Source organism: Kitasatospora sp. NPDC057940 (genome assembly GCF_042887425.1).
GTDB lineage: Bacteria > Actinomycetota > Actinomycetes > Streptomycetales > Streptomycetaceae > Kitasatospora.
Genome location: NZ_JBHVPH010000004.1, coordinates 36,013 through 52,292, shown reverse-complemented (window position 1 = coordinate 52,292; position 16,280 = coordinate 36,013). Strand labels below are relative to the sequence as shown.

Sequence of the window (16,280 nt, the reverse complement as noted above, 5' to 3'; positions counted from 1 at the left end):
GGCTGCCCTTGAGGGTGGGTGGCGCGAGGTTCAGCTGGAGCGTCGACAGGACATGCTTGTCACGCGGAGCAGGTCCACGTGGCGACGGCGAACAAGGATGAGCACGTCACCAGCGTAGATGACCTTGACCGGAGCGGGCGAGCCCCCTGCGGCGGAGGGCGGCCTCTCACTTGGCGGTGGCCGTTCAAGGGCTGGAAAGGGGTGACGGCGGGGTGGGGTGGTGGGGAAGGCCCGCCCCGCCCCGCCGGTGAATCAGGCCAGCCGCGCCTCCGCGTACGCCTCCATGGCGGCCCGCTGGTACGCGGCCAGGCCCGGGGTGATGGCCTCGTACGCGGCGCTCCACTGGGCGTTCTCCGTGCAGGAGCGCGCGATCGCGCGGAACTCCTCGACGGAGACCGTCCGGAGCGCGGTGAGCGCCTGGTACTCGGCGTCGATGTGGGTCTGCACGGGCTCGGCGTCGGCCGGGTGGCCGGCCGCCAGCAGCTCCGCCAGGCGGATCATCCGCGCCGTCCGCTCGCGCTGTCCGGCCTCGACGTCGGCCTGGCTCATCGCGGCGGTGGCGCGTCGCGCCGCCTCGGCGTGCTCGGGGAAGTCCCGCAGGCTCTCCTCGACGTCGCCGGGCTGGATGCCCTCGAACAGGTTCTCCGGTCGGTTGATGCTGGTCATGGGTGTGCCGTCCTCTCGGGAACGTTCCAGGTCGGCGATCGTGCGGGAGACGGTGGCGGCCAGGGTGTCCAGCCGGTCGCGCTCGGCGAGCAGCCGGTGCCGGTGGTCCCGCAGGGCCTCCAGCTCGTCCACCTGGTCGCCCAGGATCCGGGCGATCTCGGTCAGCCCGACCCCCAGCGCCCGCAGTACGAGGATCTGTTGCAGCTGGAGCAACTGCCGTTCCTGGTAGTAGCGGTGGCCGTTGGAGCCGATCCAGGCCGGAGGCAGCAGCCCGATCTCGTCGTAGTGCCGCAGGGTCCGGGCGGTCACGCCCGACATCCGGACGACTTCCGCGATCGACCAGGCCGCTGCCATGCGCCGTCTCCCTCGTTCACGTTCGCTTGGACCGGGGCCGGTTCCTCCGGCCCTGGTCACGACGGTAGAAGCTGCCGCTGCGGCAGCTTCAAGCCCCGACACCGTCCCAGTGCGCCGACACCCGAGCGCAGGCTGTCCCCAGGCTCCCTCGCGCCCTGCGGCATGCAGTGCGCGGACCGGCTCCGGGCCGCGGAACCGGCTCACGGTGAAACTGACGATCCGGACCGTTGCCGGAATGATCGTCGTACTCGCCGGTGTTGCCCTGACGAAACGTCACCGGACCCAGGCCCCAGCCCCCATGCCGAACCCCACCGCTGCACGCGACTGAACGGACCATGCACCCCCACTCCCTCTGGCGAACCGCCGACTTCCGCACCCTCTTCACCGCGACCGCCCTCGCCCAACTCGGCACCAACGTCGGCTACGTCGCCGTCCCGCTGATCGCCGTCGAGGCGCTCGACGCGAGCCCGGGGCAGGTCGGCGCCCTCGCCACCCTGAGCACCCTCGCCTTCCTGCTCATCGGCCTGCCCGCCGGCGCCTGGGTGGACCGGATGCGCCACCGCCGCGTGCTGATCGTCGCCGACCTGGTGAAGGCCGCGCTGTACGCCTCCATCCCGCTCGCCTGGTGGCTGGGCGGGCTCACCCTCTGGCAGCTGTACGCGGTCGCGCTGCTCGCCGGCTGCGCGACGGTCTTCTTCGACGTCGGCTCGCAGAGCGTGCTGCCCCGGTTGGTCGGCCGCGGGCACCTGGTGCAGGCGAACGCCGCCGTCGTCGGTCTGATGGCGGTCGGCAACGTCGCCGGGCGCGGCGCGGGCGGCCTGCTGGTCCAACTGCTCACCGCGCCGTTCGCGATCGTCGCGACCGCGCTCAGCCACCTCGGCTCGGCGCTTCGCCTGATCGGGCTGCGTCGCACCCCCGCCCCCGAGCCGACCGCCGACAGGAGCGGCGGCGGGGACGCCGACAGGGGCAGCGGCAGGGGCAGGGGCGGCGGGCTCGGAGCGCAGATCGCCGAAGGGCTGCGGCACGTCCTCGGCAACCGGGAACTGCGCGCGCTCGCCCTCACCGCGGCCCTCACCAACCTGGGTTTCCAACTCGTCAACACCCTGCTCCCGGTGCTGTTCGTGCGGGAACTGGGCCTTTCCGCCGGGGTGTTGGGCCTGTTCTGGGCGGTCGGCGGGGTCGGCATTCTGCTCGGCTCGCGCTGCGCCCGCCCGATCGCCGCCCGGCTCGGCTACGGACGCACGCTCGGCCTGGCCGGCGCCTGCGTGGCGCCCGCCGGGCTGCTGGTGCCGCTGATCGGGCACGGCCCCTGGCTGTTCGCGGCGGGGGCGGGCTGGCTGCTGGTCTCGCTCAAGACCGGGATGGACAACGTCCTCGGGGTGAGCCTGCGCCAGCGGATGACCCCGGACGCGCTCCTCGGCCGGATGAACGCCACCTTCCGCTTCCTGCTCACCGGCGCGCTCGCGATCGGCTCCGCGCTGTCCGGGCTGCTCGGCGAACTCGTCGGCCTGCGGGCCACCCTCTGGTGCGGCGGAGCCGTCCTCGCGGTGGCCTTCCTGCCGGTCTTCCTCTCCCCGATCCGCACCCGCCGCCGGCTCCCCGAAGCCGAAGCCGAAGCCGACGCCGAAATCGAAGCCGAAACCGAAGCCTCCGAAGTCCCCGCCCCCGCGCAGACCCCCACCCGGCTCCCCGCGCAGCCCCGACAGGCCTGAGGCCTACCAGCCCGGCCCGTGCCCCGGCTGCCAGTCCAGCCCCAGGTGCGGGCGCGGGCGGTAGATCCGCAGCAGCGCGGTCACCGACCAGACGACCAGGGTCAGCAGGGCGTAGAACAGCAGCAGCGCCCAGAACGGCGTGGTGGACATGCTCCCGTCCTCGAACCGGCACCAGGCGTCCGGCGGCAGCCAGGACGCGCCCGTCTCCAGCAGCCGTCCGCCGCCGGGGACCAGGCCCTGTTCGCAGCGCTCGCCGAAGTCCAGCGACCGCACGTACAGCAGCCCGTACAGCGAGCCCGCCGCCGCGAGGGACAGGACGGCGCTGAAGGTGAGCAGCACCGCCCGCCGTCGCCCGGTCGCCGTACGGATGTTCGTCACCGGGGCAGCGTACCGGCGCACCGTCCGGGGCGCCCGGTGATCACCCGAGCAGGCCGCCCATGTGCGCGTCCTCGGCGAGCAGCCGCCACGAGCACCCGGGCGAGGCGAACGCCTCCGGGTCGACGGCCTCGACGAGCCGGTCCACCACGGTGCTCAGCAGTGGCTGCGGGTCGAACACCGCCCAGGTGTCCCGGCCGCGCCTGCAGTCCCAGCGCTCCCACTCGGCGCGCAGCCGCTCGTACGTCCACAGCGCGTACAGCAGGGCGGACAGGTCGCGGTTGAGGTAGGCCTCCGGTTGGCCGTCGTCGTACCAGTCCGGCAGCTCCAGGCGGCCGGTGACACCGTCCAGGGCGATCGTCAGATCCGTCGGCCAGTCCCCGAGCGCCAGGAACTCCCGCTGGTACGGGCGCTCCTCCTCGCCGTCGAAGTACTCCGGGTACGCCTCCGCCATCGTGACCAGCGGCTCCTCGCAGACCCCGAACATCGCCCCGCCCAGCGGCAGTCCGATCTCGGTCAGCAGCCGCCGGGTCGGCTCGTGCACCAGCCCGGCGGGCAGCTCCTGCGCCCGGTAGCGGTGCACCAGGCCCGCGCCGCCCTCCTCGCCCGTCAGCGCGGCGAGCTCCGCCACCAGCTCCGGGCCGACCTCGTACGCCGGACCGCCCGGACCGCCCGGCAGCGCGCCCCAGCCCAGTGCTCGCACGAGCAGCGCCGTGCCCCAGTGCGCGGGCGGCGTCTGCGCGGGCGGCGTCTGTTCGGGCGGCGTCGCGGACCGCCCGAACAGCCCGGGGTCGATCTCCCGCATCCGCCGTTCGGCCCCGGCCGTCACCTCGGCGACGACCGCGGGGCCGCGCCGCCCGTCCAGCGCGTCCGCCCGCCGGGCCGACTCGGCGACCGCCTCCACCTCCCGCACCAGCCCGGCCAGCGCGGGCAGACCGGAGGCCAGCAGGTCCCGCCGCGGGCCCGGTCCGCCGAGGAACACCTCGCCGGTCGTTCCGTCGAGCAGCACCAGGCCGCCGGCCGCGGCGAAGGGCGCGCAGTACTCCGTCTCGCCCAGGACGAACAGCCGCTCCGCCTCCGGCAGCGCCGCCAACGCCCCGTCGCCGAGCACCCCGAAGTCCAGGAACGCCCCCGAGAGCGGCAGCCCCTCCCGGATCAGGAACTCCCGGCTCCCCGGGTGCACCACCCCACTCGGCAACCCGTCCGCCGCCACCCGCGCACACCCCACGTCCCTCACGTCCCCCGTGCCCCCCACGTCCCCCGTGCCCCCCACGTCCCCCGCCCTCCACCGCCCCGACCCCTGACCCCCAGACCCTAGCCGCCCCGTCCGACACCAGCGCCGGCAAGCCACCGCAGGCGCCACCGCAGGGCTCCAGTCGTACCGGGCGGGGTCAGCCGAGCCCGCCGGCCTCCCGGGCGGCCCGCTCCACGCGGGCGTGGTGGGCCTGCCACCAGGCCGCGTCGCCGGGGGCGGTGTTGATCCCGTCCGGGCGCTGGCCGGTGGCGCCGTCGACGAGTTCGCGGAGGAGGTCGGCGTGGCCGGCGTGGCGGTGGGTCTCGGAGATCATGTGGACGAGGACCCGGTGCAGGGTCTGCTCGGCCCGCCGGCCGAACGGTATCCGGCCGATCGCGTCCAGCGGCAGCGCCTCGATGGTGGCGTCGGTGTGCGCCCAGACCCGGCGGTAGCGCCCGGTGATCTCCTCGGTGGTCTCGTCCGCCCGCGCCCACAGGTCGGCGTTCGGTTCGGCGTCGCCGGTGAACCACAGCGGCGTCGGCTCGGGGAACGGCCGCCCGAAGGTGTCGCCGAAGTACATCGCCTCGGCCCCGGTGACGTGTTTGACCAGCCCCAGCAGGTTGGTCCCGGTCGGGGTCAGCGGGCGCCGGAGGTCGTACTCGGAGAGGCCGTCGAGCTTCCACAGCAGGACGTCGCGGGCGTCCTGGAGATAGATCCGGAGGTCGGTCTTGGGGTCGGTTGCCGTCATGGCATCAGTCTGTTGATCGCGTCGGACCTGTCCACCGATTTCCGGCCCCGCCGATCAACCTCGTCGATCAACCTCGTCGATCAACCTCGTCGATCAACCCGTCGATCGGAATCGCGACAGCCGGGACTTGGCAATGTTGCGGATGCGTCGGGTGCGGCCGTCCTCGGCCAGCGCGGACAGGGCGGTTCCGGCCGAGGACTCCTCGGCGGTGCGGAGCTGCAGCCAGTTGGACGCGGCGAGCAGTTGCCCGGTGTCCCACGGTTCGTCCAGGGCCATCGCCCGCAGCAGCGTCCACTCGCGCAGGCGCTGGGCGGCGAAGTCGTCCACCGCGACGGGCCCGGTCATCCGCTGGCACCAGGCGGGGTAGCCGGGGCCCGTGAGCAGTTCGGCGGCCCTGCGGTCGAGGTACTCGCCTACCGCGCCGTTCGCCATCCCCGGGTCGGGGTCGGTGAGTACGCGGGTGACGAGAGCAGCTGCGTCCTCCGGGGCGACTTCGGCGAAGGCCTGGCGGTAGCGCGCGAACCGTACGTGCTCGTCCGGATCGCCGCCGGGGTCGTCGGCCGGCACCTGCTCACCCAAGGTCACCACTTCTCTCGGTCGTTGTCGTGGCGGATCACGTGGCGGTCGCGGCACCACGGGCGCCGGTCAATCTTCGCCGGGACCGGGCGGTGCCCGGCGGCGGGGGCGCCCAGGGGCCGGCAAGGGGGAACTACGGAGTGTGACGGGTGGGGCGGGGAGGGTGTGGACTTGAATCTTTACGAACGAATGTTCGATCCTGGGGTTGTGCCCGTTTTCGAACCTGCTTTCGATTCCATCGCCGAGCGACCGACGCTCCGGCCGGTGGCGTCGGCCGCCGTGCCGGTGGAAGGGCGGGTCGGGCGGGGCGTGGTGCCGGTGGTGCCGGCGCTGCGGGAGGTGCTGCCGGACGGCGGGCTGCGGCGGGGGACGGCGGTGTCGGTGGCGGGCGGGGACACCGGGCTGCTGCTGGCGCTGGCGGCCGGGGTGAAGGAGACCGAGGGCGGTTGGGCGGCGGCCGTCGGGCTGCCGGACCTGGGGCTGGCCGCGGCCGAGGGGTACGGGCTGGACCTGCGGCGGCTGCTGGTCGCGGACGACCCGGGGCCGCACTGGGCCGAGGTGGTGTCGGTGCTGGCCGGCGCGGTCGAACTGGTCATGCTGCGCCCGGACGGCCCGGTGCCGCCGAAGCTGGCCACCAGGCTGGCGGCGGTGCTGCGGCGCAGCGGCTGCGTGCTGCTGGTGGCCGGGCTGTGGCCGGGGGCGGCTCTGCGGCTCGGGGTCCGGTCCGGGCGCTGGTTCGGGCTGGGGGACGGTTACGGGCAGCTCGCCGGGCGGCAGGTGGAGGTGGTGGCCGAGGGGCGCGGTTCGGCGGTGCGCGGGCGGACCGCCCGGCTCTGGCTGCCGGACGAGCACGGCGCGGTACGGCCGGTCCTGGACAGACCGGTCCTGGACCGGCCGACCCTGGAGCGTCCCGTCCTGGAGCGCCCCGTTCCGGGGCGGCCCGGGGCCGTCGAGCAGCCGCTCGAACGGGTAGCGGTGGTGTGAGCGATGGCGGACGACAGGACACCGCGGGTGCTGGTGGTCTGGTGCCCGGACTGGCCGGTGGCGGCCGTCACCGGCGACGACCCGGTGGCGGTGACCGAGGGCGGGCGGATCCTCGCCTGCTCGGCGGGTGCCCGGGCGGCCGGGGTGCGGCAGGGGCAGCGGCTCAAGCTGGCCCAGCGGCTCTGCCCGGCGCTGGAGCTGCGCGACCGCGATCCGGAGGCGGAGACCGGCCGCTTCGAGCCGGTGGTCGCGGCGGTGGAGGCGTTCACGCCCCGGGTGGAGGTGGTCCGCCCGGGCCTGTGCGCGATCCCGGTGAAGGGGCCGGGCCGCTACTTCGGCGGCGAGGAGGCGTTGGCGGCCAAGGTCCGGACGGCGGTGGCGGACGCGCTGGCGCGGGAGCCGGTACCGGACGCCGCCCCCGGCGTGGTCGCCGTGCCCGGTACGGACGCCACCCCTGCGACGGGGCACGCGCTGCCCCCGCCCGCCCAGGTCGGGGTCGCCGACGGACTGTTCGCCGCCGTGCTCGCCGCCCGCGCCGGAGTGCTGGTGCCGGCCGGGCGGACGGCGGAGTTCCTCGCGCCGTACCCGGTGGGCGTGCTCGGCGACGAGGCGCTGGCGGAGGTGCTGGGGCGGCTCGGCCTGCCGACCGTCGGGGCGTTCGCCGCGCTGCCGCCCGAGGCGGTCGCGGACCGCTTCGGCCCGGCCGGGGCGGTGGCGCACCGGCTGGCCCGGGGCTTGCAGCCGCGCCCGCTGGTGCCGCGCGACCAGGAGCCGGACCTCGCCGTCGAGCAGCGCTTCGACCCGCCCGAGCCGCTGGCGGAGCCGTTGGTGTTCGTCGCCCGCACGCTGGCCGAGCAGCTGCACCAGCGGCTGGCCGGGGCCGGGCTGACCTGCCGCCGGGTGGCCGTCGAGGTGGCCTGCGCGGACGGGCGGACGGCCTCGCGGCTGTGGCGGCACGAGGGCGGGCTGTCGGCGACGGCACTGGCCGAGCGGGTCCGCTGGCAGCTCCAGGCCTGGCAGGGCGCGGGCACGTTCGCCGCGTCCGGGGAGGCGCCCGACGCCGGGTTCGCCCTGCTCCGGCTGGCCCCCGACGGCCTCTCCCCGGACCAGGGCCGCCAGTTGGCGCTGTGGGGCCAGGCGGTCGCGGACGACCGGGTGGAGCGCGCGGTGGCCCGGGTGCAGGCGGTGCTCGGGCACGCCGGGCTGCGCCGGATCGAGCCGGCCGGCGGGCGCGGTCCGGGCGAGCAGGCGGTCAAGGTGCCGTGGGGCGAGCCGTACGAGGCGGCGGGGCCGGCCGGCGCGCCCTGGCCCGGGCGGCTGCCGGACGTGTGGCCGGCGGTGGTGCTGCGGGAGCCGGTGCCGGTGCGGGTGCTGGACGAGGCCGGGCTGCCGGTCACGGTGGACGGCCGGGCGGGGGTGTCGGCCCGGCCGGCCCTGGTGGTGTTCCACGAGGGCCCGTCGGGCCGGGAGGAACAGGGGCAGCAGGGGCGGCAGGGGCGGCAGGAACGGGTGGACGGCTGGACCGGCCCCTGGCCGGCGGTCGAGTACTGGTGGGACCAGTCGCTCGCCCGCCGCCGGGCCCGGTTCCAGGTCGTGCTGGGCGGTGGCCGGGCGCTGCTGCTCACGGTGGAGGGGGGCGCGTGGTACCTGGAGGCCGGCTACGACTGACGGCCGCCGACCCGTGGGGGGATCCGTGGGGGGGGATCCGAGGGGGGAGAGGTGACGAACCGCGAGAACGAAGGCGACCCCCGATGGGCTTCACCAGCCACCCCACCCTCCCCTGGAGCGAGCTGCACCGCCGCCTGACCGGCGCCGCGCCGGACCGTACGGTCGTCCCCCTGCGCCGCCCCGCCCAGAAGGAGCCCGCCCCCGAAGTCCCAGCTTCTGGAGCCCCCGTCGACGCCGGCGAGCCCTGGGCCGAACTGCACGTCCACTCCGCCTTCAGCTTCCTGGACGGCGCCAGCGACCCGGAGGACCTGGTCGCCGAGGCGGCCCGGCTGGGCGTGGAGACGCTGGCGATCACCGACCACGACGGCCTGTACGCCGCGGTCCGGCTGGCCGAGGCGGCCCGGGGGACGGGCGTGGCCACCGCGTTCGGCGCTGAACTGACGATCCGTCACGACAGCACGGAGGTGGAACACTTGCTGGTCCTGGCCCGCGACCCGGCCGGCTACCGCCGCCTGTCCGCCGCGATCGCCGCCGCCCAACTGGCCGGCGGCGCGAAGGGCCGCCCGGCGTACGACCTCGCGGCACTGGCCGGGGCGCACGGCGGGCACTGGGCGGTGCTCACCGGCTGCCGCCTCGGCCGCGTCCCGGCAAAGCTCGACGACGGCACGGCCGGGCACCAACTCCGCACCCTGACCGAGGCGTTCGGCCGCGACAACGTCCACGTGGAGCTGATCGACCAGTGGCTTCCCGGTGACGACCGGCGCAATGACGCCCTCGCCGCGCTCGCCGCCGAGCAGGGCCTCCCGGTGGTCGCCTCCACCAACGCCCACCACGCCGGACCGGCCCAGGGCCGGCTGGCGCAGAGCCTGGCCGCGCTGCACGGGCGCCGCACCCTCCAGGACGCGGTCGGCTGGACGCGGGCCGCGGGCACCGCGCACCTGCGCTCCGGCCGGGAGATGGCCGCCCGGCTGGCCCGCTTCCCGGGGGTGCGGCGGGCCACCGCCGAACTCGGCCGTTCCTGCGCCTTCGACTTCACCAGGCTGGACCCGGAGCTCCCGGGTTTCCCCGTCCCGGAGGGCGAGAGCGAGATCAGCCACCTGCGCGCCCTGGTCGCCGCCGACGGCCCGGCCCGCTTCGGGCCCGGCAACGCGGCCGCCCGACGCCAGCTCGCCCTGGAGCTGGACGTCATCGAGGACCTCGACCTGGCCGGCTACTTCCTGATCGTGCACGACATCGTCGACTTCTGCCGGAGCCAGGACATCTGGTGCCAGGGCCGCGGCTCGGCCGCCAACTCGGCGGTCTGCTACGCCCTGGGGATCACCGCCGTCGACCCGGTCCACTACAAGCTGCTGTTCGAACGCTTTCTGTCCACCGCCCGGGACGGTCCGCCCGACATCGACCTGGACATCGAGAACCGCCGCCGCGAGGAGGTCATCCAGTACGTCTACCGCCGCTACGGCCGCGAGCACGCCGCGCAGGTCGCCAACGTGATCACCTACCGGCCCCGGCTGGCGATCCGCGACGCGGCCAGGGTGCTCGGCTACCCGCAGGGCCAGGTGGACGCGTTCAGCCGGCAGACCGACTTCCGCTCCGCGCCCGGCGCGGACGCCGTGATCCCCGCCGACGTGCTCTCGCTCGCCGGCCAACTCCACGGCCTGCCGCGCCACCTGGGCATCCACTCGGGCGGCATGGTGCTCACCAGGGAGCCGATCGGCGAGATCTGCCCGACCGAGTGGGCCCGGATGCCCGGGCGCTCGGTGCTGCAGTGGGACAAGGAGTCCACGGCCGGCGCCGGGCTGGTGAAGATCGACCTGCTCGGCCTCGGCATGCTCGCCGCGCTGCACGACGCCTGCGACCTGGTCGCCGAGCACCACGGCCTGCGCTACGACCTGGCCACCATCCCGGACGGCGACGCGGGCGTGTACGCGATGCTGCGCCGGGCGGACACCGTCGGCGTGTTCCAGGTCGAGTCGCGGGCCCAGATGGCGACGCTGCCCCGGCTCAAGCCGGACCACTTCTACGACCTGGTGGTCGAGGTCGCGCTGATCCGGCCGGGCCCGATCCAGGGCGGCTCCGTCCACCCGTACCTGCGCCGCCGGGCGGGCGCCGAACCGGCCGGCTGCCCGCACCCGCTGATGGAGAACGCGCTCGGCAAGACCCTCGGGGTGCCGCTGTTCCAGGAGCAGATGATGCAACTCGCCATCGACTGCGCCGGGTTCACGCCCGCCGAGGCGGACCGGCTGCGGCAGGCGATGGGCGCCAAGCGCTCGCACGAGCGGGTCGCCCGGCTGCGCGAGCGGCTGCTCGGCGGGATGGCCGAGCGCGGCATCCCCGAGGAGGTCGCCGAGGACGTCTACGGCAAGATCGAGGCGTTCTCCAACTACGGCTTCCCGGAGAGCCACGCGATCAGCTTCGCCTACCTGGTGTACGCCAGCGCCTGGCTCAAGTACCACTTCCCGGCGGCCTTCACCTGCGCCCTGCTGGCCAACCAGCCGATGGGCTTCTACTCGCCGCTGAGCCTGGTCGCGGACGCCCGGCGGCACGGCGTGCGGGTGCGCGGGGTGGACGTCAACGCCAGCGCGCCGCGCCCCACCCTGGAGCCGTACCGGGGGCCGACGCCGGAGCCGCCGCTGACCGCGGGCCGCCCGCAGCCGGCGATCCGGCTGGGCCTGGAGACGGTGCGCGGCATCGGCGCCCCGCAGGCCGCGGCGATCGCGGCCGGTCAGCCGTACGCCGACCTGGAGGACTTCGCGCGCCGCACCGGTCTGCCCGCGCCGGCGCTGGAGGCGCTGGCGACGGCGGGCGCCTTCGACCGCTTCGGCCTGACGCGACGTCAGGCACTGTGGACGGCAGGGGCGTTCGCCGGGATCTCGGCCGCACTGATCCCGGGGACCACGCCCGGGACGGAGGCGCCGCCGCTGCCCGGCATGAGCCCGGTCGAGGAGACCATCGCCGACCTGTGGGCGACCGGAACCTCCGCCACCAGCCACCCGCTCCAGCACCTGCGCGCCCGGCTGGAGCGCGGCGGCGCCCTGTCCGCCGCCGAACTCCCTGACGCGGCACCGGGATCGGAGGTGGTGGTCGGCGGCCTGGTCACCCACCGGCAGCGGCCGCCGACGGCCGGCGGGGTGCTCTTCCTCAGCCTGGAGGACGAGACCGGCCTGATCAACGTGGTCTGCAACCGCCCGGTCTGGGAGTCCCAGCGCCGCACGGCCCTGGACCGGGCCGGCCTGCTGGTCCACGGCCGCATCGAGCGCGACCGCGGCGCCACCAACCTGATCGCCACCCGGCTCACCCCGCTGCGGATCGGGCTCTGAGAGTCGCGGATCGGACTCCGAGCGGGGCGAGGCGGTGGCCTCCGGGCCTGCCGTCCGCACCGCCGCATACGGCGACCCGGTCGGCTCAGGCGGGCGGCCGCCCCTTGCCCGGGGCGCCGGCGAAGACCTGGGCGATGGGGAGCCAGGCGGTCGCGGTGGGGCCGGTGGCGGTGAGGGCGAGGTCGTCGCGGTGGCGGCGCTGGGTCACCAGGAGGCAGAAGTCCAGGGCCGGGCCGGTCACCCGGTCGGTGGCGTCGTCCGGTCCGAAGACCCACAGGCCGCCGTCGGGCGCGGTCAGTTCGAGGCGGACGGGCGACTCGGGGGCGGGCAGCCCGTGCAGGGTGAACGCGAAGCCGAGGGTGCGCAGCCCCAGGTGGGCGATGTGCCGCAGCCGGGCGGTGGGCTCGCGGGCGGCGCCGAGCGCGTCGGCGACGTCCTGGCCGTGCGCCCAGGTCTCCATCAGCCGGGCGGTCGCCATCGAGGCGGGCTTCATCGGCGGGCCGAACCACGGCAGCCGGGTGCCGGCCGGGGTGGCGGCCAGCGCGGCCGACACCTCCTCCCGGCCGGCGCGCCAGCGGGCGAGCAGGTCCGCGGGTGCGGCGGCCGCGCCGCCGGCCGCGCCCTCGTCCACCGGGTCGACGCCGGCGGCCAGCAGCGTGCCGAAGCGCTCGTCGACCGTGGCGGCGAAGCCGTCCGCGTCGCGCGCGGCCAGCGCCGTCCAGTCGTCGGTCCAGGCCAGGTGGGCGATCTGGTGCGCGATCGTCCAGCCCTCGGCGGGCGTCGGGCGCGCCCAGCCGGCCGGGTCCAGCCCGGCCACCAGGGCGTCCAGCGCCGCGCTCTCGGCCCGCAGGTCGTCCAGCAGCGCGGTCAGGACGCTCGCCGCGGGCGTCGTCGGGGTGTTCGGGTCCGTCATCGCCTTCCCTCCTTACGGGTCCGGCGCGTTACCCGCCGGTAAGCCACGGCCGCACCCTACGCCCGGCCCGGCCGCCGCGCCCGCCACTCCGTCGAAGACGCGGGGAACACCCACGTCAGCACTCTCGCCAGCGGCCGTGCCGCGTGTGACAATCTCGCGATGACAAGGGCGAAGACGGGCCCCGGGGCCGCGGACACCCTCACCACTCCGGCACACTCGGACGATCCCGGGCTCGCCGCCCGCGCCGCCGAGTTGGTGCGGGACGCCGTGCTCGGCGACCTCGCCCGGCGGGTGGTGGCCGAGTGCGGGGCCGACGTCGGACTGGTCGGCGTGCCGCAGCCGCCGTCCGGGCCCCGGGGGAGCGACGCGGGCATGGTGCTGCGCCACTGGGCCGGCACCCGGGCCGACCTGCTGCACGACCGGGCCGTCCCGACCGGCACCGGCCTGGGCGGGCGGGCACTGGCCGAGCGGGCGCCCAGCTGGGTGCCCGACTACCGTGCCGCCACCACGATCTCGCACGACCACGACGCCGCCGTCAGCGCCGAGGACCTGTACGCGATGCTCACCGTGCCGCTGCTGCACGGCGACACCGTGTACGGCGTGGTGTACGCGTCGCTGCGCGCCGTCGTCCCGTTCGGGGACGTGCGGATCGCCGCCGTCGGCGAACTGGCCGCGACGGCGACCCGGGCCCTGGCCGGGGCGGCCGCCTGGCAGTCCGCGCCGCCCCGACGGGCCGCCCCCGTCAGGCCGTTGACCCCGCGCGAGCACGAGGTGCTGCGCTGGGCGGCGACCGGCCGGACCAACCCGGAGATCGCCGCCCGGCTGGGCCTCACCTGCAACACCGTGACGGGCTACCTGAAGTCCGCGATGCACAAGCTCGGTGTCCGCAACCGCACCGAACTCGCCCTGGCGGCACGCGAGTCCGGCCTGGTCGACCGGTGAGGCGCCTGGTCGGCCGGCGGACGCGCCCGACCGGCCGACCAGGCGCGCCTCAGCCGACCTGCCGCTCCCGCCCCGTCCAGTACGGCTCGCGCAGCCGGAACTTCTGCAGCTTCCCGGTGGCGGTCCGCGGCAGGGCCGCCCGGAACTCCACCGAGGTGGGCGACTTGTAGCCGGCCAGCCGCTGCTTGCAGTGCGCGATCAACTCGGCCTCGGTGACGGGCCCCTGGCCCTCCCGGAGGACCACCAGCGCCTTGACGGTCTCGCCCCACTTCTCGTGCGGCACTCCGATCACCGCGGCCTCGGCGACCGCCGGGTGGCCGTACAGGCAGTCCTCCACCTCGATCGAGGAGACGTTCTCCCCGCCGCTGATGATGACGTCCTTCTTCCGGTCCGAGATGGTCAGTTGGCCGTCCTCGCCGAGGACGCCGCCGTCGCCGGTGTGGAACCAGCCGTCCCGCAGGGCGTCGGCGGTGGCCGCGGGCTGCTGCCAGTAGCCGTCCAGCACGGTGTTGGAGCGCACCAGGACCTCGCCGGAGGCGTCGACCCGCAGCCGGGTGCCGAGCGCCGGGGCGCCCGCCTGCACCAGCTTCTCGGCCCGTTCGGCGGCGGGCAGGGCGTCCCACTCGGCGCGCGAGCGGTTGACCGTGACCACCGGGGAGGTCTCGGTCAGGCCGTAGAGCTGCATGAACTCCCAGCCCAGCGCGGACTCGACCTGCTGCACCACCGAGGTCGGCGGCGGCGCGCCGGCCACCACGATCCGCACCCGGTCCCGGCCCGGCACCGGGCCGTCCCACTCGGCGGCCGCGTCCAGCACCATCTGGACCACGGCGGGCGCGCCGCTGAGGAAGGTCACCCCGTGCCGCTCGACCCGGCGCAGGATCTCCGCGCCGTCCACCTTGCGCAGCACGATGTGCCGGGCGCCGAGCCCGGTGAGGGCGAACGGCAGGCCCCAGCCGTTGGCGTGGAACATCGGCAGGGTGTGCAGGTAGACGTCCCGGTCGCCGGCGCCGTAGTGCAGGCCCATCAGTACCGCGTTCAGCCAGATGTTGCGGTGGGTGAGCTGAACGCCCTTGGGGCGGGCGGTGGTTCCGCTGGTGTAGTTGATCGTGGCGGTGTCGTTCTCGGTGATCTCGTACCGCCGGGGGGAGTGGTCGAAGTCGTACAGCAGCGCGTCGCTGTCCGTGCCGAGCACGAACTTGTGCTTGGCCGCCACCCCGCCCAGCGCGTCGGCGAGTTCGGGGTCGACCAGCAGCACGGACGCGCCGCTCTGCTCGACGATGTACGCCACCTCCTCGGCCTTCAGCCGGAAGTTCACCGGGACGAGCACCCGCCCGTACCCGCTCACCCCGAACAGGGAGGTCAGCAGCCGGGCCGAGTTGTGCGACACGACGGCGACCCGCTCGCCCGGCCCGACGCCCAGCCGGTCCAGCCCGGCCGCCTGCGCCCGGGCCAGTTCGGCGACCCGGCGGTAGCTCAGCTCGCCCCAGGATTCGGCCGGCTGCACCGGCTCGTCGACGATGCCGACCCGGTCGCCGTAGACCAGCTCGGCCCGGTCGAGGAAGTCCATCACGGAGAGTGGAATCTGCATGCGCCCACTGTCCTCTCCCACCCGCCCGCCGGACACCCCCGATCGGGGGTGTCGCCTGCGGGAGGGAATCCCCGACCTGAGTCGACCCGACCCGAGCCACCCGGTCGGTCGGCAGCCTGCTAGGAAGATCGCAGCGAACGGCCATGCACCCACGGGGAGAAGCACCATGAACGACGAACGACCGGGCACCGTCCACGGGGCCGGGGGACCGCGCCGGGGGGCTGCGGTGACCGCCCCCGTCGCCGCGCACCCGAGGGCCGAGGGCCTGCTGCTGCGCCCCTTCGAGGACGCGGACGCACCGGCCCTGATCGAGGCCTACCGGGACGAGACGCTGCGCCGCTTCACCCGCACCCCGGTGGGGAACGCCGAGGAGGCCGCGCACTGGCTCGGGCTGCAGTACCGGGGCCGGGCGGAGGGCCGCCGGTACAGCTTCGCGGTGCTGGAGCCGGGTACGGGCGAACTGCTCGGCAACGTCGCGCTCAAGCGTGGCACCCCGGGCGGGGAGGCGGCCGAGGTGGGCTACTGGACGGCGGCCGCGGCCCGCGGCCGGGGGGTGGCCCCGCGCGCGGTGGTGGCGCTCACCGCCTGGGCCTTCGAGGTGCTCGCCGACGACGGCCTGGTCCGGATCGACCTGCTGCACCAGGTGGACAACCCGGCCTCCTGCCGGGTCGCGGAGAAGAGCGGCTACGCCTTCCAGGAGGTGCTGACGGCCCTGCCGCCGGAGTTCCCGCTGGACGGCCACCGGCACTCCAGGAAAAGGCTGGACGGAACCGAACACGGCAGGTCAGAGTAGCCGGATGGGATCTCTGGTACGACACGTGACGATCGACTGCGCCGACCCGTACGGCCTCGCGCAGTTCTGGGCCCAGGCGCTGGACGGCACCCTGGGCGAGGACGACAACCCGGGTGACGAGGAGGCGGTGGTGGAGTCCGCGGGCGCCTCGCTGCTGTTCATCCGGGTGCCCGAGGGCAAGTCGGTGAAGAACCGGGTCCACCTCGACCTCCAGCCGCAGGACCGCAGCCGGGACGAGGAGGTGGAGCGCCTGGTCGCACTGGGCGCGACGGTGCTCGGCGACCACCGCACCCCGGACGGCAAGGGCTGGGTCACCTTGGGCGACCCCGAGGGCAACGAGCTGTGCGTCGAGCGCAGCCAGGCCGAGCGCATCGCCACCGGCAACGCCTGAGTCGTCGCCTGAGCCACCG

14 protein-coding genes are annotated in these 16,280 nt (G+C 75.3%); 7 read left to right on the top strand and 7 right to left on the bottom strand.

The genetic code is table 11. The features are described 5' to 3' along the window. Positions 1-252: 252 nt before the first annotated feature. A complete protein-coding gene (locus ACFVTF_RS08495; RefSeq protein ID WP_387810908.1) occupies positions 253-1,020 on the bottom strand; it encodes a MerR family transcriptional regulator in 768 nt (255 codons plus the stop codon). A 335-nt stretch (positions 1,021-1,355) separates the two neighbouring features. Between ACFVTF_RS08495 and ACFVTF_RS08490 the strand changes: the two genes are divergently transcribed. Beyond that, entirely contained in the window at positions 1,356-2,732 is a 1,377-nt protein-coding gene (locus tag ACFVTF_RS08490) for an MFS transporter (protein ID WP_387810905.1), read from the top strand. Between the two features lie 3 nt (positions 2,733-2,735). Here ACFVTF_RS08490 and ACFVTF_RS08485 read toward each other — a convergent pair whose 3' ends face one another. The 4 genes from ACFVTF_RS08485 to ACFVTF_RS08470 all read right to left on the bottom strand — a co-directional run bounded on the left by ACFVTF_RS08485 (position 2,736) and on the right by ACFVTF_RS08470 (position 5,668). Further along, positions 2,736-3,110 (bottom strand): hypothetical protein, encoded by a 375-nt coding sequence (locus tag ACFVTF_RS08485; protein ID WP_371516385.1) that lies wholly within the window; start codon positions 3,108-3,110, stop codon positions 2,736-2,738. 40 nt (positions 3,111-3,150) lie between these two features. Continuing rightward, entirely contained in the window at positions 3,151-4,290 is a 1,140-nt protein-coding gene (locus ACFVTF_RS08480; RefSeq protein ID WP_387810902.1) for an SUKH-4 family immunity protein, read from the bottom strand. A 208-nt stretch (positions 4,291-4,498) separates the two neighbouring features. Continuing rightward, positions 4,499-5,089 carry a DinB family protein gene (locus ACFVTF_RS08475; protein WP_387810899.1) on the bottom strand — a complete coding sequence of 197 codons (591 nt, stop codon included), beginning with the start codon at positions 5,087-5,089 and terminating at the stop codon, positions 4,499-4,501. Positions 5,090-5,182: 93 nt separating this feature from the next. Beyond that, positions 5,183-5,668 (bottom strand): hypothetical protein, encoded by a 486-nt coding sequence (locus ACFVTF_RS08470; RefSeq protein WP_387810896.1) that lies wholly within the window; start codon positions 5,666-5,668, stop codon positions 5,183-5,185. A gap of 261 nt (positions 5,669-5,929) precedes the next feature. Here ACFVTF_RS08470 and ACFVTF_RS08465 point away from each other — a divergent pair, with 261 nt between their 5' ends. From ACFVTF_RS08465 to ACFVTF_RS08455, 3 genes are all read left to right on the top strand, one after another. Further along, on the top strand, positions 5,930-6,649 hold the full coding sequence (locus tag ACFVTF_RS08465) for a hypothetical protein (protein ID WP_387810893.1): 720 nt from the start codon (positions 5,930-5,932) through the stop codon (positions 6,647-6,649). A gap of 3 nt (positions 6,650-6,652) precedes the next feature. After that, positions 6,653-8,317 carry a DNA polymerase Y family protein gene (locus ACFVTF_RS08460; protein WP_387810891.1) on the top strand — a complete coding sequence of 555 codons (1,665 nt, stop codon included), beginning with the start codon at positions 6,653-6,655 and terminating at the stop codon, positions 8,315-8,317. An 83-nt stretch (positions 8,318-8,400) separates the two neighbouring features. Next, entirely contained in the window at positions 8,401-11,634 is a 3,234-nt protein-coding gene (locus tag ACFVTF_RS08455; RefSeq protein ID WP_387810888.1) for an error-prone DNA polymerase, read from the top strand. A gap of 85 nt (positions 11,635-11,719) precedes the next feature. On the opposite strand, the gene ACFVTF_RS08450 is transcribed toward ACFVTF_RS08455, so the two are convergent. Beyond that, a complete protein-coding gene (locus tag ACFVTF_RS08450; RefSeq protein WP_387810886.1) occupies positions 11,720-12,547 on the bottom strand; it encodes a TIGR03084 family metal-binding protein in 828 nt (275 codons plus the stop codon). A 159-nt stretch (positions 12,548-12,706) separates the two neighbouring features. Here ACFVTF_RS08450 and ACFVTF_RS08445 point away from each other — a divergent pair, with 159 nt between their 5' ends. Beyond that, positions 12,707-13,489 carry a LuxR C-terminal-related transcriptional regulator gene (locus ACFVTF_RS08445; protein ID WP_371516377.1) on the top strand — a complete coding sequence of 261 codons (783 nt, stop codon included), beginning with the start codon at positions 12,707-12,709 and terminating at the stop codon, positions 13,487-13,489. 49 nt (positions 13,490-13,538) lie between these two features. On the opposite strand, the gene ACFVTF_RS08440 is transcribed toward ACFVTF_RS08445, so the two are convergent. Then, positions 13,539-15,077 (bottom strand): AMP-binding protein, encoded by a 1,539-nt coding sequence (locus ACFVTF_RS08440; protein ID WP_387810884.1) that lies wholly within the window; start codon positions 15,075-15,077, stop codon positions 13,539-13,541. A gap of 166 nt (positions 15,078-15,243) precedes the next feature. Between ACFVTF_RS08440 and ACFVTF_RS08435 the strand changes: the two genes are divergently transcribed. Both ACFVTF_RS08435 and ACFVTF_RS08430 read left to right on the top strand, forming a co-directional pair. Further along, positions 15,244-15,870: a GNAT family N-acetyltransferase gene (locus ACFVTF_RS08435; RefSeq protein WP_387810882.1), complete on the top strand. Its 627-nt coding sequence runs from the start codon at positions 15,244-15,246 to the stop codon at positions 15,868-15,870. A 4-nt stretch (positions 15,871-15,874) separates the two neighbouring features. Next, positions 15,875-16,261 (top strand): VOC family protein, encoded by a 387-nt coding sequence (locus ACFVTF_RS08430; protein WP_387810879.1) that lies wholly within the window; start codon positions 15,875-15,877, stop codon positions 16,259-16,261. Positions 16,262-16,280 lie beyond the last annotated feature (19 nt).